Raw genomic sequence first — 21,278 nt, forward strand, 5'->3', positions numbered from 1 at the left:
GACAACAAGCCAGCCTTGAATCTTACATCCGAAGAGCAAGCCGTGATAATGCTGGCTTAAACCGATCTCAGGTTAAGAAGGAACGAAACGGCATAGGGACTCCCTGTCAGGTACGCATCAAGATATGGGCCTGCGGCGGGGCAACCTTCAGAAGTAACGCCCTTCACACCACAGCAATCTAGCCATCCAAACGGCTATTTTAATTACCATAACAGAGCCATCCACCGCCGCCAAGCAATAAACCACTGGCCCACCCCCACCTCATCACCCTTGCTGTCTCATCCGAACGCATATCAGCGCACACGTTGGCACACACCCCCATGCCGTTTATTTCCAAGAGCGCACGATGACGCCTTCGGGATTGCCCCGAATCGGGATGGCTGCGGCGAAGGAGAGTTACAAGAGAGTGAATTACAGATAAAAAGATCAGTAATGAGCGGTGAGAAACATTCTCAATAGAACACATAATCAGCGTCATTGGAATACCTACCACAAACTAGATCGGATTTCTTTGAACCTCGTTGCGCTTTTTAAAAATGGCTCTTTTTGAACCCCTATCACCCGTGTATAGATTTCCGTCGCACCCAGGATGGTGCGATCCAAGATGGAGTTTAAAAATAATGAAGCAAACATCGTTAGCACTGGCGATCACAGCACTGCTGTCGAGCCTGCCCAGTGCGCTCGTTCAGGCAAATGAAGGTTGTGCGCCGCTCACCGGCAAGGAGAGCGGCGTGGATATCGGACGCAGCAGCACCGAGCGCTGCCTGCCAGGTACCAATCCCCTGCAGGATCAGCAGTGGTATCTGCTCAACAGCGGGCAGGATGGGTTCAGCGCCCGTGGCGGCGTAGCGGGCAATGATCTCAACCTCTGGTGGGCTCATCGCACCGGCGTGCTGGGTCAGGGTGTTAATGTGGCCGTCGTGGATGATGGTCTGGCCATCGCCCACCCGGATCTGGCGGACAACGTGCGTCCGGGCTCGAAAAACGTGGTGACCGGCAGCGATGATCCGACCCCGACCGATCCGGATACGGCGCATGGCACCTCGGTCTCCGGCATTATTGCGGCGGTAGACAACGCCATTGGTACCAAGGGGATCGCCCCGCGAGCCCAGTTGCAGGGGTTCAACCTGCTGGATGACAACAGCCAGCAACTACAGAAGGATTGGCTCTACGCCCTTGGCGACAGCGATGCCAGCCGCGACAACCGGGTGTTCAACCAGAGCTACGGCATGAGTGTGGTGGATCCCCGCTCTGCCAACTCTCTGGATCAATCCCAGCTCGACCGCCTGTTTGAACAGCAGACCCTCAAGGCGCAGGGCGCGGCCTATATCAAGGCCGCCGGCAACGGCTTCAACAAGATAGCGGCGGGCGGCTATGTGCTTAACCGCACCGGCAATGGTCCCAAATTGCCGTTTGAAAACAGCAACCTCGATCCCTCCAACAGCAACTTCTGGAACTTGGTGGTGAGCGCCCTCAACGCCAACGGGACCAGATCTTCCTACTCCAGCGTCGGCAGCAACGTCTTCCTGAGCGCCACCGGTGGCGAGTACGGTACCGACTCGCCGGCGATGGTCACCACGGATCTGCCCGGCTGCGACATGGGCTACAACCGCACCAATGATCCCAGCACCAACCGGCTGCACGGCAATCCGCAACTGGATGCCAGCTGCGACTACAACGGCGTGATGAACGGCACCTCCTCCGCCACCCCCAGCACCTCCGGCGCCATGGCACTGCTGATGTCCGCCTACCCGGACTTGCCGGTGCGGGACCTGCGGGATCTGCTGGCGCGCAGTGCGACCCGGGTCGATGCCACACATAAACCTGTGATGGTCAGCTACACCAGCAGCAGCGGCAAGGTGCGCGACGTGAAAGGGTTGGAAGGGTGGGAGCGCAATGCCGCCGGCATGTGGTTCAGCCCGACTTACGGCTTTGGCCTGATCGACGTCAACAAGGCCCTTGAGCTGGCAGCCAATCACCAGCCGCTGCCCCCGCTGGTGCAGCTGCCGTGGCAGAAGATCAATGTCACCGGCAGTACCGCCGCCATTGCGGATGTGGGCAACAGCCCGACCAGCTCAACAACCCGCATCGCGACACCATTGACGGTGGAAGCGGTTCAGGTGATGGTGAGCCTGGATCATCAGCGCCTGCCCGATCTGCTGATTGAGCTGGTCTCCCCCTCCGGCACCCGCAGCATCCTGCTGAGCCCCTTCAACAGCCTGGTCGGCCAATCTCTCGACCAACAGCAGCTGGGCTTTGTGCGAACCAAGGGATTGCGCGACATGCGCCTGCTCTCCCACAAGTTCTACGGTGAAGCGGCCGAGGGCGACTGGCGACTGGAGGTAACCGACGTTGCCAACGGTACCCGCCAGGTCTCGCTGCTCAATCGCGAAACCGGGGAGCGTACCACCCTGATCGAGCGCAACAATCGCCAACCGGGCAAGCTGATCTCATGGTCCCTGCGGGTCCTGGGTCACGATGCCAACCGCAGCTAACACGCTAGGAGTATTACCATGAACAAACCTGTTACCTTGCTTCTGGCAACCCTGCTGGCCCCCCTCTCGGGACAGCTCTGCGCCGAGGAGTCGGTCACCATGGATGGCAAGCAGTACAGCACCATAGAGGTGAACGGCCAGACCTACCTCATTCCTGACAACGGCAGCAAGAAGCGGGTCGCCCGCAGTCTTGATGGCAAGGCCCCGCAGCAGACCCTGCGCCGCGGCGACGTGTTGATGCAAGGGGCCGCCAGCCCCGAGCTCACCGTCAGCGGTACCTTGCTGGTTGAAGCTGACGATGCCAGCGCCAAAGCACTGGCAAGCCGCCACGGCCTGAGCTTCAAGCAGATCAGTGGCGGTATCGCCCTGCTGGAGGCCAAACCGGGCACCGATCTCAACGCCATCGCCACCAAGCTCAAGAGCGAAGGGGTGAATGTGCAGATCGAGCTGTCGGGGGCCGAACAGCAGCCGAAATAGTCCACGTCACACAGATAACAAAGGGGGCCATCATGGCCCCCTTTCTGTTCAGCTCATTTTGGCAGTGGCTTACTTGGCACCATGCTGCTCCGCCAGATAGAGCCAGGTATCGACCACGGTATCCGGATTGAGGGATAGTGAATCAATCCCCTGCTCCACCAGCCAGGCGGCGAAGTCCGGGTGATCAGATGGGCCTTGGCCGCAGATCCCCACATACTTGCCCGCCTTGCGCGCGGCCTGAATGGCCATCGACAGCAGCGCCTTGACCGCCTCGTTGCGCTCGTCGAACAGGTGAGCAATCAGCCCGGAATCCCTGTCCAGCCCAAGGGTGAGCTGGGTCATGTCGTTGGAGCCGATGGAGAAGCCGTCCACGTGCTCAAGGAACTTGTCCGCCAGCAGGGCATTGCTCGGGATCTCGCACATCATGATCACCTTGAGCCCCCGCTCGCCGCGGCGCAGGCCGTTTTCGGCCAGGATCTCGATCACCTGCTCCACCTCACCCACTGTGCGCACGAAGGGGATCATCACCTCGACGTTGGTCAGCCCCATCACATCACGCACCCGCTTGATCGCCTCGCACTCGAGGGCAAAACAGGGGCGGAAGCTGTCGGCGATGTAGCGGGACGCGCCACGAAAACCGATCATCGGGTTCTCCTCGTGGGGCTCGTAGCCACGACCGCCCACCAGATTGGCGTACTCGTTGGACTTGAAGTCCGACATCCGCACGATCACCCGCTCCGGCCAGAACGCCGCCCCCAGAGTGGCGATCCCCTCGGTCAGCTTGGCCACGTAGAACTCCCGCGGGCTGTCGTAACCGGCGATCATCTTGGCGATGGTGGCCTGCAGCTCTGGCGTTTGCTGGTCAAACTCCAGCAGCGCCTTGGGGTGCACCCCGATCATCCGGTTGATGATGAACTCCAGGCGCGCCAACCCTACGCCAGCGTTGGGCAACTGGGCAAAGTCAAAGGCCCGGTCCGGGTTGCCGACGTTCATCATGATCTTGATGGGCAACCGTGGCATGTTGCCCACCTCGGTCACCGCCACGTCGAAGTCCAGCTCGCCGTCATAGATAAAACCGGTATCCCCTTCCGCGCAGGAGACAGTGATCCGCTGACCCGGCTGAATATGGTCGGTGGCGTTGCCACAACCCACCACCGCCGGAATACCCAGCTCGCGGGCGATAATGGCAGCGTGACAGGTGCGGCCGCCCCGGTTGGTGACGATGGCGGAGGCCCGCTTCATAATGGGCTCCCAGTCCGGGTCGGTCATGTCGGTCACCAACACATCGCCGGGCTGTACCTCGTCCATCTGGCTGATGGAGGAGATAACCCGCGCCGGGCCTGCGCCAATCTTGTGGCCGATGGCGCGCCCTTCGATCAGCACTTTGCCCGACTGCTTGAGGGCAAAACGCTCGAGGGTGTTGGCCTCCTGACGGCTGCGCACGGTTTCCGGGCGCGCCTGCACGATGTAGAGCTGGCCATCCTGCCCATCCTTGGCCCACTCGATATCCATCGGGCGGCCATAGTGCTGCTCGATGATAAGGGCCTGTTTCGCCAGCGCCATTACCTCCTCATCGGTGATGCAGAAGCGGCTGCGCTCGGCCTCATCGGTGTCGACAATCTTCACCTGACGGCCGTGACCGGCATCGTCCGAGTAGGTCATCTTGATTAACTTGGAGCCGAGGGTCTTGCGCACCACCGCCGGGCGGCCGCCCTTGAGGGTCGGCTTGTGCACATAGAACTCGTCCGGATTGACGGCCCCCTGCACCACCATCTCCCCCAGCCCCTGACTGCCGGTGATAAAGACCACGTCGTTGAAGCCCGACTCGGTATCCAGGGTAAACATCACGCCGGAGGCGGCCAGATCCGAGCGCACCATCCGCTGCACCCCGGCCGAGAGAGCAACCCCCTTGTGGTCATAGCCCTGATGCACCCGATAGGAGATGGCGCGATCGTTGAACAGAGAAGCAAACACATGCTTGACCGCCGTCATGACGGCATCGATGCCACGTACGTTGAGGAAGGTCTCCTGCTGACCGGCAAAGGAGGCATCCGGCATATCCTCGGCGGTGGCAGAGGAGCGCACCGCAAACGAGGCACTCATGCCATCACCCAAGCCTGCACTCAACTTCTCATAGGCCACCCGGATCGCCTGCTCCAGCTCGGGCTGGAACGGGGCTTCGATCACCCAGTCGCGGATCTGCTGACCGGCCCGGTTGAGGGCGGCGATATCGTCCACGTCCAGATTGTCGAGCAGATGGTGGATCTTGCCGTTGAGGCCGCTTGACTCCAGAAACTCGTTAAACGCAAAGGCGGTGGTGGCAAAGCCCCCCGGCACGGATACACCGGCGCCAGAGAGGTTGCTGATCATCTCGCCAAGGGATGCGTTCTTGCCGCCAACTCGTTCTACGTCCTGCATTCCGAGTTGTTCGTACCAGAGCACGTACTGTTGCACTTGGATGTCTCCAGATTGGTGGGCACCGATGCCATAGCACCTCGTGCGCCCGATTTAATCGATGAGGTTATGGGTAAGTCAGGTGCGTTATTGTCTGTTTCTTTGGTTGCCAACGACCATGAAAACGTTTTCTACTGATTTTCAAAAAAATCCCCGAACAAGGGTTGGGGATGGTCGAACGACCGGAACATTCTACAATGGCGACACAAAAAGATAACGATTCAGGTTTGCAAGCCACTTCACAACTTGGGCACAGCAGACCGGTTGACAAAACTGGTATGGTTTCGAGGGATACTTCTCACCCTTTACCCCATGCGGCCCTATACGCCGGTATCACAGGAGCCCCACGTGCACACCGTATTTTATGTTTCAGACGGCACCGCCATCACCGCCGAAGTGTTCGGCCACGCGGTACTGAGCCAGTTTCCGCTGGCCTTCGAGCAGATCACTATCCCCTTTGTGGAGACACTGGAGAAGGCGCGTCAGGTGCGGATGCGGATCGACGAGCAGTTCCGCCAGACCGGGGTACGCCCCATCCTGTTTCACACCATCGTCGACCCGCTGGTACGGGAAGAGGTGCTCAAATCGGAAACGTGCGGCCATGACTTTCTCAATACCTTCGTCAGCCCGCTGGAACAGGAGTTGGGGGTGAAAGCCGAGCCTCGCCTCCACCGCACCCACGGCATGGAGAATCGCAAGCTCTATGACGATCGCATCGAGGCGGTCAACTTTGCGCTGGCCAACGACGATGGCATCACCACTAAGGAGTACGACGAGGCGGACATCATCCTGATCGGGGTCTCCCGCTGCGGCAAGACCCCCACCAGCCTCTATCTCGCGCTACAGTTCGGCATTCGCGCCGCCAACTACCCCTTTATCGAGCAGGATATGGAGATGCTGGAGCTGCCCGCCCCCCTCAAGGCCAACCGTCACAAGCTGTTTGGCCTCACCATTGCGCCGCAGCGGCTGCACGAGATCCGCAACCAGCGCCGCGCCAACAGCCGCTACTCCTCCATCGAGCAGTGCGAGCAGGAGCTGGCCTGCGTGGAGCGGCTGTTTCGCCAGGAGGCGATCCGCTTCCTCGATACCAGCTCCCACTCGGTGGAGGAGATCAGCGCCAAGGTCCTCGAGGCGACCGGCCTGCGCCGCCAGCTCTGTTAAGCCAGCTTGACAGCTACCGGCATCAACAAAAGATAAAAATCACACATCCGTTGTAAAAGTCAGGCGCTGTGAACTGTCATTTTGATGAATAACAGTGAAAAGCGTGGATGAAAAAGGGATAAGCACCACAAATGCTTATCCCTTCTCTTGCCAACCTTGTCGTTGCGCTCTGGTCACCTGCCGCCCGTTAACCGCCGTTCTGTTCCGCTCTGCTCTACTGTGCTCTGCTCTGCTCTGCGCACAGCCAGAGTTAACTAACGATTGAGCTCAGGGTTGTTCATCAACCGGGCATAGAAGGCCAGCAAGCCGTGGCGCAGACGAACCCGCTCTGCCAACCAGCCTCCAGCAAGCGCCCCCGTCACCCCGCCAACCAGCAGCAGCGACTGCCAGTAGTACAGCAACCCCTGGTCACCGAGCAACAGCCAGCCCAGCTGCATGGTGGCGGCCACCAGCAACAGCAGCGGACTGGCGGCAATCCCTAACCAGAGCGCCACCAACACTCCCCGGCCAACCCCTTGTTGCAGCACGCCTTCGCGTTCCCTGTGCTCCAACTCCCTGCACTCTTCCTTGCATTCTTCCCTGCACTCTCGCTTGTTTGGCATCATTTGCATCCACCTATGACTCAGCACCACAAAAGCTCACCGATAGCGCCTAATGTCAACAAAACAGAATTCGATTGCACAAACATCAACCAAAAAACTACCAGCAAGCATCTTCAGGTCATGAAAAAGCTGCCATTGGTACAAAATACGGCCATTAGAGATGGAAAACAGGTGCATTCATGGCGGATTATCACTATTCTGCTTCGGTTGCCAGCCAATGACAAAAATTGAAAATGGCGAATCGTAACGAAATAAATACAGCTTTCGTCAGGTTTTGGCTACGCACTGCGGCCTGCTCAGGATGAGCCCAATACCGGCAAGAGACAACAGAGACGTAAGGACAGATCCATGGATTTGAAACAAGACGGTGAGGAGCTGAAGCGCGGCCTTAAAAACCGCCACATTCAGTTGATTGCTTTGGGCGGCGCCATCGGCACTGGCCTCTTTCTGGGCATTGCCCAAACCATCAAGATGGCAGGCCCCTCGGTCCTGCTGGGCTACGCTATCGGCGGCTTTATCGCCTTCCTGATCATGCGCCAGCTCGGTGAAATGGTGGTGGAAGAGCCGGTAGCCGGTTCATTCAGCCACTTTGCCTACAAATACTGGGGCGAGTTTGCCGGTTTTGCGTCCGGCTGGAACTACTGGGTGCTCTACGTGCTGGTGAGCATGGCCGAGCTGACCGCGGTGGGCATCTATGTCCAGTACTGGTGGCCAGAGATCCCGACCTGGATGTCGGCAGCCTTCTTCTTCGTGCTGATCAACGCCATCAACCTCTCCAACGTCAAAGCGTTTGGCGAGATGGAGTTCTGGTTCGCCATCATCAAGGTGGTCGCCATCATCGGCATGATTGGCTTCGGTGGCTATCTGCTCATCTCTGGCACCGGTGGCCCCGAGGCGAGTGTCACCAACCTGTGGGCACAAGGGGGCTTCTTCCCCAACGGCATCAGCGGTCTGGTGATGGCGATGGCGGTGATCATGTTCTCCTTCGGCGGTCTGGAGCTGGTGGGCATTACCGCCGCGGAAGCGGACAACCCCGAGAAGAGCATTCCCAAGGCCACCAATCAGGTGATCTACCGCATCCTCATCTTCTACATCGGCGCCCTGGCGATTCTGATGTCCCTCTACCCCTGGGGTAAAGTGGTGGAAGGCGGCAGCCCGTTCGTGATGATCTTTCACGCTCTGGACAGCAATCTGGTCGCCACTGTACTCAACATCGTGGTGTTGACGGCAGCACTGTCGGTCTACAACAGCTGTGTCTACTGCAACAGCCGGATGCTGTTCGGTCTGGCCAAACAGGGCAACGGCCCGAAAGCGCTGCTCAAGACCAACAAGAGTGGCGTACCGCTGGTTGCCCTCTCGGTCTCGGCGATCGCCACCCTGCTCTGCGTGCTGATCAACTACCTGATGCCGGGCAAGGCGTTTGGCCTGCTGATGGCGCTGGTGGTCTCCGCACTGGTGATCAACTGGGCGATGATCAGCCTCGCGCACCTCAAGTTCCGCAAGGCCAAGGTCACAGAAGGTGTCCAGCCCAAGTTCAAGGCGTTCTGGTACCCCTTCGGCAACTACCTCTGCCTCGCTTTCATGGCCGGTATTCTGGTGATCATGTATATGACCCCCGATTTCCGCATCTCGGTCGAACTGATCCCCGCCTGGCTGGTGGTACTGGGCATTGGCTTTGTCATCAAGCGCAAAGGGCAAGCCCAAAGCAAGGTTGCAGCCAATCTGGGTTAATGCCCGCAGCTAGCGACATCAATGCAAACGCCGATCGGATGATCGGCGTTTTTTATTGTTCATATCAGTCATCCTGCCTGCGATAAGTGCGATAAGGATGTGGGCCGAGATCCAGGTAGACCACTACAGACCTATGCCACTGAGTAACCACGCTCAGTGATCTGACGCACAGCTTCCTCTTTATATTCAGATGTAAATCGTGGTGTGCCCATATGCTCCTCCTATGCTCAAACTCTAGGGCTGGATCGTCTGCTCGGGCGGGGTCAGTCCAATTTCAGAACAAAACCGTCTGTTTGTATAACAAACCAGCATGAGGGAAGTGAGAGAGAGAAACTAAACTTGATGGATATCCGGTTAACGGCACAGGAGACACAACGCCATGCTTCCTCCCTTTATCTATGAGAGATTGCCCAGCCTCTACCTGCTGATGGCTATTGCCATCATTATGTTGGGTGAACAGCCCCTGCTCTGGTTTGCTGGCGCCTTGTTGTTTATCGCCGGGGCGGTGACCTGGATGATGCGCTCCAGTTACCGGCGTACCGACCTGATTATCTTTCCGAGCAAACGCTGGCTGCAGCCGGAGTGGCTGTATGAAGCGCAGCCCTTCATCTGGCTGGCTGTGGGGCTGGCCATGTCACAGCTGCCCGCCCCTACCGCCCTCATCGCCTTGGTGCCCTGTCTGTGGGCCTGTCGTTGTCTCTGGTCACGGCACCATTATCGCCGCCATGCCCACGGGGTGATTGTCCACTTAAGACGGGATCCCGCTCGGCGCCGCCTGCACCGGAGCCTGCGCTGACTCGGTGCGGGCGCGTTCGATAAACGTCGCCAGATCCATCAGGGGATACTTCATCAGGCTCGGCAAGCTATCGAGATCCAGACTGTCCATCAGGTTTTTCACCTCAAGACCCAGCTCGGTATCCCCTTCTATCTTCAGTTTGCGCTGGAAGAAGAGCGAATCCGGATCCTCTTTGCGACCGGCAATCAGAATAAGGTCGTTGGCTGTGCCGCTGAAGCAGACATCGGCCTTGTCACACTCGCGCGCCACCACCAGCTGACCGTTCTGCTCACTGATAAACCAGCAGAGCTCCAGATCAGAGACGTCGACTTTCAGCCACTTGTCTGCCAGAAACGCGAAATCGCCATCTGCGATGGCCTCTTTGAAGACCCTGGCCAGCAAACTCTCCATCAACTGCTTTTGCAGATTGAAGGGAACCAGCTTGAGGGGATGGCGCAAGAAGCGCGGAGCCTGTTCGACCAGGCGGCGTTGCAGTTGTTGAAACACGATAGACTCCCTTTTTTGCGCATTCAAACACAGGGCGAGTGGCAAGATCCTGTTGGAAATCAAACTTGTGCAGGGTTACCTCAAGAAGGGTAAAGCCACACAAAGCTGCCTCAGGTCAAAAAGCGGGAGTGCATGGCTGCATACAATCAGGGCTCGTTTGCCCTTCATATGCACTCTCGGAGCGTACCAATGGAATTACTCTGTCCGGCAGGCAGTTTGCCGGCACTGAAAACCGCCGTGGATAACGGGGCCGATGCCGTTTATATCGGTTTCAAGGATGACACCAATGCCCGCCACTTTGCCGGTCTCAACTTTACCGACAGCAAACTGGAAAAGGCGGTGGATTATGTGCATCAACATGGTCGCAAACTGCATATTGCCATCAACACTTTTGCCCATCCCGGTGCCGATGCACGATGGAAACAGGCGGTTGATCGCGGGGTGGCCCTCGGCGCCGATGCCCTGATCATCGCCGATCTGGCGGTGCTGGACTATGCCAGCCGCCACTATCCCGAGATGGAACTCCATGTCTCGGTGCAAGCCAGCGCCACCAATGCCGCCGCCATTCGCTTCTATCAGCAGCAATTCAATGTCAAACGGGTGGTGCTGCCCCGGGTGCTATCCATGCATCAGGTCAAACAGCTGGCCCGCGAGACCGACGTTGGCCTCGAGGTGTTCGCCTTTGGCAGCCTCTGCATCATGGCCGAGGGGCGCTGCTATCTCTCCTCCTACATGACGGGCGAGAGCCCCAACACGGTCGGCGCCTGCTCACCGGCCAAATTCGTCCGCTGGGAAGAGACCCCGAATGGCCTCGAGTCGCGGCTCAACGAGGTGCTGATCGACCGCTACGGCCCAGGTGAAAATGCGGGTTATCCGACCCTGTGCAAGGGTCGTTTCGATGTGGATGGCCAGACCTACCACGCACTGGAAGAGCCGACCAGTCTCAATACCCTTGGCCTGTTGCCCGAGCTGTTCCAGACCGGGATCCAGTCGGTCAAAATTGAAGGGCGCCAGCGCAGCCCCGCCTATGTGGAGCAGGTGACTAGGGTCTGGCGTGCGGCCATCGATGCCTATCAGGCCAATCCCGAGGCCTATCAGGTCAAGCCTGAGTGGGATGCCCAGCTCGCCCGCGTCTCTGAAGGGAGCCAGACTACCCTCGGCGCCTATCATCGTCAGTGGCAATAAGGAGTCCACCCATGCAATTTTCTCTCGGGCCTCTGCTCTTCTACTGGCCCAAAGCCGATACCGAAGCCTTTTACCATGCCGCGGCCGACAGCCAGGCCGACATCATCTATCTGGGGGAGACCGTCTGCAGCAAGCGGCGCGAACTCAAAGTCGATGACTGGATTGCGCTAGCCCGTCAGGTCGCCAGCTCCGGCAAGCAGGTAGTGCTCTCGACCCTCGCCCTCATCTCCGCCCCTTCCGAACTCAAGGAGGTGAAGCGGCTGGTCGACAATGGCGATCTGATGGTTGAAGCCAACGATCTCGGTACGGTACAACTCGCCCGGGAGGCAGGGATCCCGTTTGTCTGCGGCCCCGCCATCAACGCCTATAACGCCGATGTGCTACGCATGCTGCTCAAACAGGGGATGAAACGCTGGGTCATGCCGGTGGAGCTCTCCCGTGACTGGCTGATCCAGCTCAATCAGGATCTGGGGTCCCTGCGCGACCAGTTCGAGGTGGAGGTGTTTGCCTACGGTCATCTGCCGCTCGCCTACTCGGCGCGCTGCTTCACCGCCCGCTCCCTCGACAAGCCAAAGGACAACTGCGAGCTCGCCTGCATCAACTACCCCACCGGACGGCTGGCCAACAGCCGCGAGGGGCAGCGGGTGTTCAATCTCAACGGGATCCAGACCCAGTCCGGCTACTGCTATAACCTGGGCAACGAGCTGGCAGGCATGGAAAGTCTGGTGGATGTAGTCAGACTCTCGCCACAAGGGATGGAGACGCTGGAGATGCTGGCTCGCTTCAAGGCTAACCAGCAGGGCAATCATCCCCTCGCTCTGCAGCAGGATCGCGACTGCAACGGCTACTGGCGCCAGATCCCCGGCATGAGTCTGGTGGAATAAGCCCGCCATTCGCCCAACAAAAAGGCCTCATCGCGAGGCCTTTTTTACAACGATAACGCAGTGGTTCAGGAAGGTTGATCACTCTTGCTGCGGGCGCTCTGGGCGCCTGGCGGCAAGGGTTTGCGCGCCATCAGCTCAAGTTCCAGCAGCGCATAGCGGTGCTCGATAAAATCGTAGACGTTGTTGGAGAGGGCCAGCTTGAAGTAACTGATGGCTTCCTTGCGGTTGCCTTTACCCAGCTCGAACTTGCCCAGATAGAAGTAGGTTTCGCACAGGCGCTCGGCGAGCTCCCGGTTATCCTTCACCCCTTTCACCACGTTGCCCATCAGCTGGGAAGCGTTGATCTCGCCGATATAAAGGCGCACCAGATCCCAGTTCCAGGCATCGTCATCGTACTTGTTGAGACGCTCGCGCATCCGGCTCATGGCTGCCGACGGGTCGAGTTTCTGCTCGGCCAGATAGAGCCAGATCACCCGATAGGGGTCTTCCGGCTGCGCCTCGTAGAAACGCTTCATGTCGGCCGCGGCCAGCTCGGGACGGTTGCCGTAATAGAGGGCGATGCCACGGTTGAGATAGGCATAGTCATAGTCCGGCGCCAGTTCGAGGGCGGAATCGAACGCATCATAGGCTTCGTCGTAATTCTGCTGCTGTACCAGATAGACGCCGATGAAGTTGTAGGCTTCGGCGAAATCCGGCTTCTCCCGCAGGGCACGGTTGAAATCGAGCCGCGCGAGGGAACGCAGGCCAACCCGATCAAACACCACGGCACGCTCATAGAACAACTCTGCCCGCTGTTCGGTGGTCAGTTCCATTTCACTGAGCATCTGCCCGAGTCGCGCCAACGCCAGCTCGCTTTGGTAGGAGACCTGCAGGGGGGTCGCCAAAACCAGTGAAGCAGGCTGCGGCTTGGGAACCTTGGGGGTGTTAACCTGACTGCTACTGCTGCAACCCCACATGGGAAGCAACAACAGGATACCAAGGAGGTATCCAATCCCTTTCCTGACGTTCAATGAACACTCCGACGCTTACGCTTGACCCCGCATATGGTAAAGGTCAACTGCCACTTTGTCATGTAGCTGTGCCCCTCTACCTCAAATAAATCAGGATTCGACAGGGTATCCGGCCTCCAGCCAACCGCAAAAACCACCGTCTACGCTGATCACCTTGCGATAACCCATCTGTTGCAGGTTGTCCGCCGCCAGAATGGAGCGAAAACCTCCGCCACAATAGAGGTAGAGCTCGGTCTCGGGATCCGGGAACAGGGTCTCGATATCCCGCTCGATCACCCCACGGCCAAGATAACGGGCACCGGGCAGGTGACCTCTGGCCCACTCGCTCTCTTCCCGCACGTCAATCAGGTGAAACGTGCGCCCTTCATCCTGCCAGCGCTTGATCTGGTGAACATCGGTTTCGGTGACACGGGAGCGGATCCCGTCAACCAGCGCCAAAAAACGGGGATTGTGATGCATGACAAACTCCTGTTGCTTGAATCATGTGCGTCAGCAAACGACACGCAGAGATAAGAAAAGAGCGCCATCAGGCGCTCTTCACTGTTACGGCAGGATTTCCTGTTGGTCCGCACCCTCTTTCTCTACCTGGGTCGGCAGCATGTGCTCGCGCTTGACGCCGAGGAACATGGCAAACGAACTCGCCACATAGATGGAGGAGTAGGTACCGAACGCCACACCGATCACCATGGCCACGGCAAAGCCGTGGATCAGCGCACCGCCCTTGAGCAGCAGCGCCAGCACCACGATGAAGGTGAGGCCGGAGGTGATGATGGTACGGCTCAGGGTCTCGGTCATGGAGAGATCGAGAATGTAGTCGGTATCCCCTTTACGCACCTTGCGGAAGTTCTCCCGCAGGCGGTCGAACACCACTATGGTATCGTTCAGGGAGTAACCCACCAGGGTCATCAACGCCGCCAGCACGGTCAGGTCAAACTCGTACTGGAAGTAGGCGAACACGCCCAGGGTGATCACCACGTCGTGCACCAGGGAGAGAATGCCCCCCAGCGCCAGACGCCATTCGAAGCGCACCGCCACATAGGCCAGGATACAGAGGATGGAGGCCAGCATGGCCAGCGCACCGTCTGTCGCCAGTTCATCACCCACGGAAGGGCCGACAAACTCGACGCGTTTGAGCACTGCGCCCTCGTCAAGCAGCTTGGCCGCCGCCAGCACTTCGTTACCCTGTTGTTCTACCTTGACCCCCTCTTTCGGGGTCAGGCGGAACAGCACGTCACGGCTGGAGCCAAAGTGTTGCAGGGTTGCCCCTTCAATCTTCTGCTCTTCCAGTGCGTCGTGGATCTTGTCCAGGCTCACCGACTGCTGGAACCCCACCTCGATGGTGGTACCACCGGTAAAGTCCAGACCCCAGTTCAGACCCCGATCAAACAGGAAGAACAGGGCAATCACCATCAGCACGGAAGAGAAAACCACACCCGGCTTGGCATAGCGCATAAACGGGATCGGTTTTTCAAAATGTAGAATCTGAAACATCTCTCTATCCTCAGATGGGCAGCTTGTCGATGCGCCGTCCACCCCAAGCCAGGTTGATAATGGCACGGGAAACTGTGATGGCAGTAAACATGGAGGCGGTCAGACCAATGCCCAGCGTCAGGGCAAAGCCCTTGATGGCGCCAGTACCGATACCGAACAGGATCACGCACGTGATCAGCGAGGTAACGTTGGAGTCGGCGATGGTGGAGAATGCCCGATCAAAGCCCAGATGGATGGCTTGCTGAACACCGCGACCGTTGCGGATCTCTTCACGAATACGCTCGTAGATCAACACGTTGGCATCCACCGCCATACCCAGCGTCAGCACGATACCGGCGATACCCGGCAGGGTCATGGTGGCGCCCGGGATCATCGACATGATGCCGACAATCAACACCAGGTTCATACAGAGCGCCAGGTTGGCGACCCAACCGAACGCGCGGTAGTAGATCCCCATGAACAGCACGATCACCAGCATGGCCCAGCCGATGGCTTCCATACCGCTGTCGATGTTCTGCTGACCCAGGCTCGGGCCAATGGTGCGCTCTTCCACGATCTGGATCGGGGCGATCAGGGCACCGGCACGCAGCAGCAGCGCCAGGTTGTGGGCTTCGTTGGCGTTGTCGATACCGGTGATACGGAACTGGCTGCCAAGGCGCGACTGGATGGTGGCGACGTTGATCACCTCCTCCTGCTTGCGGAACTTGCGCTTGCCATCCGGACCAGGCTGACCGACCGGCTTGTACTCGATAAATACGGTCGCCATCCCTTTACCGACGTTGTCCTTGGTAAAGTTGGCCATCTTGTTGCCACCCTGGCCATCAAGCTTGATGTTGACCTGGGGACGGCTGTACTCGTCGAAACCGGACTGGGCACCCACTATGTGGTCACCGGTCAGGATCACCCGCTTTTGCAGCACTACAGGACGACCGTTGCGATCGTTGTAGAGCTTGGAGCTGGGCGGGACACGGCCATCGGCAGCGGCTTGAATATCAGCCGCCTCATCCACCATGTGGAATTCCAGGGTCGCGGTGGCACCCAGGATCTCCTTGGCGCGGGCGGTATCCTGAATACCGGGCAGTTCAACGACAATGCGCTCGGCACCTTGCTGTTGTACCAGCGGCTCGGCCACACCCAGTTCGTTGACCCGGTTACGGATGATGGTGATGTTCTGCTCGAGAGCGTACTTCTTCACTTCCTTGATCTTGGCTTCGCTCAGACCGGCCAGCAGGATGAACTCATCCCCCTTCTGCTCGGTGGTGAAGGTCAAATCAGGGTTCTGACGACGCAGATGAGAAACAGCACGTTCCTGATCCGCTTCATCGCGGAAGATCACCTGCACCTGATCGCCGGTCCGGCGCACGCCGGAGTAACGGATCTTCTGGTTGCGCAGCTCGGTGCGGAAATCCTGCACCATCTGCTCTTGCTGCTTGGTCAGTGCTTCGGCCATGTCCACTTCCATCAGGAAGTGCACACCACCGCGCAGATCAAGACCCAGCTTCAGAGGCGCCGCACCGATGGCTTCGAGCCAGGCGGGAGTGGAAGGTGCCAGGTTGAGTGCGGTAATGAAGTTGTCGCCCAGCTTGCTGGCAACAATATCGCGCGCCTTGAGCTGGTCTTCGGTGTTCTTGAAACGGATCAGGATAAAACCGTGCTCGAATGCAGCATGTTTGACCGGGATCTTGGCCGTTTCAAGGGTCTCTTTCACCAGGTCAAGGGTATCTAGCTTGACTTCGGCACCACGGCTGGCAGAGACCTGCAAGGCCGGATCTTCGCCGTAAAGATTGGGGGCTGCATATAGAAAACCGATGGCGATCACGAAGACCACCATCAGGTATTTCCACAGCGGATAGCGATTCAACACGCTGTGCTCCTTGGGAGATTAAAGGGACTGGATAGAACCCTTGGGCAGAACGGCGGAGACGAAGTCTTTCTTGATGGTGACTTGAGTCTGGTCGTTCAGGGCGATCACCAGGTAATCGCTATCGGCAGCCACTTTGGCAATCTTGCCAACCAGGCCACCGGAAGTGAGCACTTCGTCACCCTTGGACAAGGAGGTCATCAGATTGCGGTGATCCTTGGCGCGTTTGGCCTGGGGACGATAGATCATGAAGTAGAAGATCAGGCCAAACACGGCCAGCATGATGATCATTTCCATACCACCACCCTGTGCACCCGGAACTGCGCCTTCTGCATACGCCTTGGAGATAATGCTCATTTAACAACCTCTTGTTTTGATGTAGATTTGATAAAAAACTTATATGTCGTTGTTATTTCACGTCTTTTTCAGCTAGCGGAGGCACAGGCTTCCCTTGCCGACGGTAAAACTCTGTTACAAAGTCGTCTAATTTACCCTGCTCGATCGCGTCCCGCAAACCTTGCATTACACGCTGGTAGTAACGCAGGTTATGAATCGTATTCAGACGGGCACCGAGGATCTCGTTGCACTTGTCCAGATGATACAGATAGCTGCGGGTGTAGTTCTTGCAGGTGTAGCAATCGCAATCCGCATCCAGGGTGCTGGTGTCGTTGCGATACTTGGCGTTGCGGATCTTCACTACGCCATCGGTGGTGAACAGGTGACCATTGCGGGCGTTGCGGGTCGGCATCACGCAGTCGAACATGTCGATACCGCGGCGCACCCCTTCCACCAGATCTTCCGGCTTGCCAACACCCATCAGGTAACGCGGCTTGTCGGCCGGAATTTTCGGGCAAACGTGCTCGAGGATGCGATGCATATCCTCTTTGGGCTCACCCACTGCCAGGCCGCCGACCGCATAGCCGTCGAAGCCGATCTCCAGCAGGCCATTGAGGGAGACATCCCGCAGCTCTTCATAGACCGAGCCCTGAATGATGCCGAACAGGGCGTTCTTGTTGCCGAGCGCATCAAACTTGTCACGGGAGCGCTTGCCCCAACGCAGGGACATCTCCATCGACTTGCGGGCATCTTCGTAGCTGACCGGATAGGGGGTGCACTCGTCGAAGATCATCACGATGTCGGAGCCCAGATCGTACTGGATCTCCATGGACTTCTCGGGGTCGAGGAAGATCTTCTCACCATTGATGGGGTGACGGAAGTGGACGCCCGCTTCGGTGATCTTGCGAATGTCGCCCAGGCTGAATACCTGGAAACCACCGGAGTCGGTCAGGATCGGGCCCTGCCAGTTCATGAAGTCGTGCAGATCGCCGTGAGCGCGCATCACTTCCTGACCCGGGCGCAGCCAGAGGTGGAAGGTGTTACCCAGCAGGATCTGGGCACCGGACTCACGCACCTCTTCAGGGGTCATCCCCTTGACGGTGCCGTAAGTCCCGACCGGCATAAAGGCCGGCGTTTGTACCACGCCACGTTCGAACACCAGTTGACCGCGACGGGCACGGCCGTCGGTGGTTTTCAGTTCAAATTTCATTGCTACCTCGGCTGCGTCAGATAAACAGTCTGACAATAGGAGGGCCGCTCACGGCCCGGTAAATACGCTGAAGCTTATGCCTCAGCCTGGCGACGGGTGACGAACATGGCGTCCCCGTAGCTGAAGAAACGGTAATTTTCGGCCACGGCAGCCTGATAGGCCGCCATCACGTGGTCATAACCGGCAAACGCGCTGACCAGCATGATCAGGGTCGACTCCGGCAGGTGGAAGTTGGTGACCATGGCATCGACAATCTGGAACTGGTAGCCAGGGAAGATGAAGATATCGGTGTCACTGAAGAATGGCGCCAGCGCTTTGCCCTGCGCCAGGGTGACTTTGGCCGCACTCTCCAGCGAACGCACCGAGGTGGTTCCCACCGCGATCACCCGGCCACCACGGGCACGGGTTGCCGCGATGGCATCCACCACCTCTTGCGGCACTTCCGCATACTCTGAGTGCATATGGTGATCTTCAATCTTCTCCACCCGCACCGGCTGGAAGGTCCCCGCCCCTACATGCAGGGTCACGAAGGCCGTTTCAACCCCTTTGGCCCGAATTTTCTCAAGCAGCGGCTCATCAAAGTGCAGACCGGCGGTCGGCGCAGCAACGGCGCCGGGCTTCTGATTGTAAACGGTCTGGTAGCGCTCCTTGTCGGCATCCTCGTCGGGACGGTCGATATAGGGGGGCAGCGGCATGTGGCCGATGGCCTCCAAAATCTCCAGCACCGGGCGCGGGTCGAGGAAGTGGATCTCGAACAGGGCGTCGTGGCGGGCACGCATCTCTGCCTCCACGCCACCATCCATGATCATCCGGGTGCCCGGTTTGGGCGCCTTGGAGGCACGGACATGGGCCAGCACGCTGTGCGGGTCCAGAATGCGCTCCACCAGTACCTCCAGCTTGCCGCCGCTGGCTTTCTGGCCAAACATGCGCGCCGGAATGACACGGGTGTTGTTGAATACCAGCAGGTCACCGGGGTTGAGCTGGTCCAGCACATCAACAAATTGACCGTGGCGCAGGGCGCCAGTTTGACCATCGAGCTGCAACAGGCGGCTGGCGGTACGCTCTGCCATCGGATAGCGGGCAATCAGCTCGTCTGGCAGATCAAAATGAAAATCGGATACTTGCATCTTTCACCTCGGGGGGAATCGGCGGCTAGTCTAGTTATCCCCATCTTCCAAGGCAACCCAAAAGACCAAAAACCCAAGAGAGACAAGGGATAGCGAGCAATATTGAGACACGCCTCCGGTTAATGATTCTTTAATGATCTGTATTGACCCTGATCATGTTTTACCAGTGGTGGCTGGGCTAGGGTGAAAGCAGATACACAAGGAGGCCCACCATGATGACCCTATCCGAAATCATGACCGAACATCCCTTCACTCTGGGTCCGGAAAACAGTGTCAAACAGGCGATGGACCTGATGCAGCAGGAACGGATCCGCCACATTCCCATTGTCGACGAGCAGCACCACTTGTTGGGTCTGGTGACCCTTACCGATATCCTGGCCACCCGCGAATCCAAGCTGTTGCTAATCAATTCGGAGCGGGAAGCCGAGTTCACCGACAGCGTGCAACTCGACGAGATCATGACCCGCCAGGTCGCGAGTGTGGATCCCCACGCCGGTATCAAGGAGGCGGCACTCTACCTGCAGCGGCACAAATATGGCTGCCTGCCGGTACTCAAAGGACGCAAGCTGATCGGCATTGTCACCGAGTCAGACTTTATTGCCGTGGCCATCAACTTGCTGGAATTGATGGAAGAGCAGGAGCCACCCACCGACTTTTGATTGCCATTAATGTAATTAAATTACAATAAAAGCGTTTTCAGCCGTCAAAATAGGCTAAAATCATGAAACACTTTCATTTTGATTGAAAAATTACACCAAATACTTGCCTTGTGATCTGTGTCACACTATTATCCCCCTCATGCAATAGTTGCCGAGGGGGAGACGAGGGATTGTGCACCCATTATCTTCCTCTCATATGTCTGCAAGTTTGCACACCCCGTAGTTAGTCTTTGCTGTAAAGCATTTGTTTATATAGCCATTCCTTGTTTGATGACCCGGCCCTGTCGTTACGATAGCGCCGGGATTTTTTTATCCGCGTTTTCTGCTCCCCCCCTTGTCAGCACATCCCCATCGCTGCGACCAGTTCCCTCAACCTCCTGCGCCACCTGTTTGCGCCACCGTTTATCTCATCGCGGCTGCACACGGCTTGCCATGCCTTGAAAAGGCGATGTACCGCACAGATATTGAACCACGACAAGGAGTTATCTCTGTACGCCAGAGATATTCATGTTAGGTACAGCCATAGTGAGCTATCTAATAAGTAGATTTAAGCGATTCAAAATTGCGGCTTTTATCGATTAACCAAAGCCCCTATGATGAATCCATCGAAAGTTAAGCGCCTCGTCTGGCAAGACTCTTCAACACCAGACCGGCATATGTACATCACCAAGGAGCAATTACATGTCTACCTACATCAACACTGAAATCAAGCCGTTCAATGCTACCGCCTACCACAATGGCAAATTCGTTCAGGTGTCTGACGCTGACCTGAAAGGCAAGTGGTCTGTGGTGTTCTTCTACCCGGCTGACTTCACCTTCGTCTGCCCGACCGAGCTGGGCGACCTTGCTGACAACTACGCTGAATTCCAGAAGCTGGGCGTCGAGATCTACTCTGTCTCTACCGACACCCACTTCACCCACAAAGCGTGGCACGACACTTCTGACACCATCCAGAAGATCCAGTACCCGATGATTGGTGACCCGACTGGTACCATCACCCGCAACTTCGGTGTGATGATCGAAGAAGCTGGTCTGGCTGACCGCGGTACCTTCGTGATTGACCCGCAGGGCATCATCCAGATCGTCGAGATCAACGCTGGCGGCATCGGTCGTGACGCTCTGGAACTGCTGCGCAAGGTCAAAGCTGCCCAGTACGTTGCCGCTCACCCGGGTGAAGTGTGCCCGGCTAAATGGAAAGAAGGCGACGCCACTCTGGCCCCGTCCCTGGATCTGGTAGGCAAGATCTAAGCCTCCCGCTTCCAAGACCGGCCCGCTTCAGGGCCGGTCTGCTTTCCGGCCCGGTTAAATGCGCC

At 57.9% G+C, this 21,278-nt stretch carries 19 protein-coding genes; 9 read left to right on the plus strand and 10 right to left on the minus strand.

The window, feature by feature from the left end:
• Positions 1 to 620: 620 nt before the first annotated feature.
• Together asp and OKC40_RS17755 are read left to right on the plus strand one after the other, a co-directional pair.
• Complete coding sequence (asp, locus tag OKC40_RS17750; protein ID WP_270796308.1) at positions 621 to 2,495, plus strand: serine protease Asp; 1,875 nt, start codon at positions 621 to 623, stop codon at positions 2,493 to 2,495.
• Between the two features lie 18 nt (positions 2,496 to 2,513).
• Positions 2,514 to 2,972, plus strand: a complete 459-nt coding sequence (locus tag OKC40_RS17755; protein WP_270796310.1) for a serine protease chaperone — start codon at positions 2,514 to 2,516, stop codon at positions 2,970 to 2,972.
• A 69-nt stretch (positions 2,973 to 3,041) separates the two neighbouring features.
• Here the strand turns inward: OKC40_RS17755 and ppsA are convergent, their stop codons facing one another.
• A complete protein-coding gene (ppsA, locus tag OKC40_RS17760) occupies positions 3,042 to 5,426 on the minus strand; it encodes a phosphoenolpyruvate synthase (protein ID WP_270796312.1) in 2,385 nt (794 codons plus the stop codon).
• A gap of 348 nt (positions 5,427 to 5,774) precedes the next feature.
• On the opposite strand from ppsA, the gene ppsR reads away from it, so the two are divergent.
• Complete coding sequence (gene ppsR, locus OKC40_RS17765) at positions 5,775 to 6,587, plus strand: posphoenolpyruvate synthetase regulatory kinase/phosphorylase PpsR (RefSeq protein ID WP_270796314.1); 813 nt, start codon at positions 5,775 to 5,777, stop codon at positions 6,585 to 6,587.
• A 254-nt stretch (positions 6,588 to 6,841) separates the two neighbouring features.
• Here the strand turns inward: ppsR and OKC40_RS17770 are convergent, their stop codons facing one another.
• Positions 6,842 to 7,138, minus strand: coding sequence for a hypothetical protein (locus tag OKC40_RS17770; RefSeq protein WP_270796315.1), 297 nt, complete (start codon positions 7,136 to 7,138; stop codon positions 6,842 to 6,844).
• A gap of 399 nt (positions 7,139 to 7,537) precedes the next feature.
• Here OKC40_RS17770 and OKC40_RS17775 point away from each other — a divergent pair, with 399 nt between their 5' ends.
• Positions 7,538 to 8,920, plus strand: a complete 1,383-nt coding sequence (locus OKC40_RS17775) for an amino acid permease (RefSeq protein WP_270796317.1) — start codon at positions 7,538 to 7,540, stop codon at positions 8,918 to 8,920.
• Between the two features lie 379 nt (positions 8,921 to 9,299).
• A complete protein-coding gene (locus tag OKC40_RS17780; protein WP_270796319.1) occupies positions 9,300 to 9,716 on the plus strand; it encodes a hypothetical protein in 417 nt (138 codons plus the stop codon).
• On the opposite strand, the gene ubiT is transcribed toward OKC40_RS17780, so the two are convergent.
• Complete coding sequence (gene ubiT, locus OKC40_RS17785; RefSeq protein WP_270796321.1) at positions 9,669 to 10,202, minus strand: ubiquinone anaerobic biosynthesis accessory factor UbiT; 534 nt, start codon at positions 10,200 to 10,202, stop codon at positions 9,669 to 9,671. The genes OKC40_RS17780 and ubiT overlap by 48 nt on opposite strands.
• A gap of 189 nt (positions 10,203 to 10,391) precedes the next feature.
• Between ubiT and ubiU the strand changes: the two genes are divergently transcribed.
• On the plus strand, positions 10,392 to 11,387 hold the full coding sequence (ubiU, locus tag OKC40_RS17790) for a ubiquinone anaerobic biosynthesis protein UbiU (protein ID WP_139406247.1): 996 nt from the start codon (positions 10,392 to 10,394) through the stop codon (positions 11,385 to 11,387).
• Between the two features lie 11 nt (positions 11,388 to 11,398).
• Positions 11,399 to 12,271, plus strand: a complete 873-nt coding sequence (locus OKC40_RS17795) for a U32 family peptidase (RefSeq protein ID WP_270796324.1) — start codon at positions 11,399 to 11,401, stop codon at positions 12,269 to 12,271.
• Positions 12,272 to 12,336: 65 nt separating this feature from the next.
• On the opposite strand, the gene nlpI is transcribed toward OKC40_RS17795, so the two are convergent.
• From nlpI to queA, 7 genes are all read right to left on the minus strand, one after another.
• Positions 12,337 to 13,281, minus strand: coding sequence for a lipoprotein NlpI (gene nlpI / locus OKC40_RS17800; RefSeq protein ID WP_287867858.1), 945 nt, complete (start codon positions 13,279 to 13,281; stop codon positions 12,337 to 12,339).
• Positions 13,282 to 13,371: 90 nt separating this feature from the next.
• A complete protein-coding gene (locus OKC40_RS17805) occupies positions 13,372 to 13,740 on the minus strand; it encodes a rhodanese-like domain-containing protein (RefSeq protein ID WP_270796326.1) in 369 nt (122 codons plus the stop codon).
• An 84-nt stretch (positions 13,741 to 13,824) separates the two neighbouring features.
• Entirely contained in the window at positions 13,825 to 14,772 is a 948-nt protein-coding gene (secF, locus tag OKC40_RS17810; RefSeq protein ID WP_042656348.1) for a protein translocase subunit SecF, read from the minus strand.
• A gap of 10 nt (positions 14,773 to 14,782) precedes the next feature.
• Positions 14,783 to 16,636, minus strand: coding sequence for a protein translocase subunit SecD (gene secD, locus OKC40_RS17815; protein ID WP_042063373.1), 1,854 nt, complete (start codon positions 16,634 to 16,636; stop codon positions 14,783 to 14,785).
• A gap of 18 nt (positions 16,637 to 16,654) precedes the next feature.
• The gene (gene yajC / locus OKC40_RS17820; RefSeq protein WP_042063375.1) at positions 16,655 to 16,990 is read right to left on the minus strand and encodes a preprotein translocase subunit YajC; all 336 of its coding nucleotides are present in this window, start codon (positions 16,988 to 16,990) and stop codon (positions 16,655 to 16,657) included.
• A gap of 52 nt (positions 16,991 to 17,042) precedes the next feature.
• A complete protein-coding gene (gene tgt / locus OKC40_RS17825) occupies positions 17,043 to 18,179 on the minus strand; it encodes a tRNA guanosine(34) transglycosylase Tgt (protein ID WP_270796329.1) in 1,137 nt (378 codons plus the stop codon).
• Between the two features lie 74 nt (positions 18,180 to 18,253).
• Positions 18,254 to 19,306 carry a tRNA preQ1(34) S-adenosylmethionine ribosyltransferase-isomerase QueA gene (gene queA / locus OKC40_RS17830; protein WP_270796330.1) on the minus strand — a complete coding sequence of 351 codons (1,053 nt, stop codon included), beginning with the start codon at positions 19,304 to 19,306 and terminating at the stop codon, positions 18,254 to 18,256.
• A gap of 212 nt (positions 19,307 to 19,518) precedes the next feature.
• Between queA and OKC40_RS17835 the strand changes: the two genes are divergently transcribed.
• Both OKC40_RS17835 and ahpC read left to right on the plus strand, forming a co-directional pair.
• A complete protein-coding gene (locus OKC40_RS17835; RefSeq protein WP_270796331.1) occupies positions 19,519 to 19,965 on the plus strand; it encodes a CBS domain-containing protein in 447 nt (148 codons plus the stop codon).
• 681 nt (positions 19,966 to 20,646) lie between these two features.
• Positions 20,647 to 21,213 carry an alkyl hydroperoxide reductase subunit C gene (gene ahpC, locus OKC40_RS17840; RefSeq protein ID WP_011705621.1) on the plus strand — a complete coding sequence of 189 codons (567 nt, stop codon included), beginning with the start codon at positions 20,647 to 20,649 and terminating at the stop codon, positions 21,211 to 21,213.
• Positions 21,214 to 21,278: the final 65 nt, after the last annotated feature.

The organism is Aeromonas sp. QDB11 (assembly GCF_027705265.1).
Lineage (GTDB): Bacteria > Pseudomonadota > Gammaproteobacteria > Enterobacterales > Aeromonadaceae > Aeromonas > Aeromonas allosaccharophila.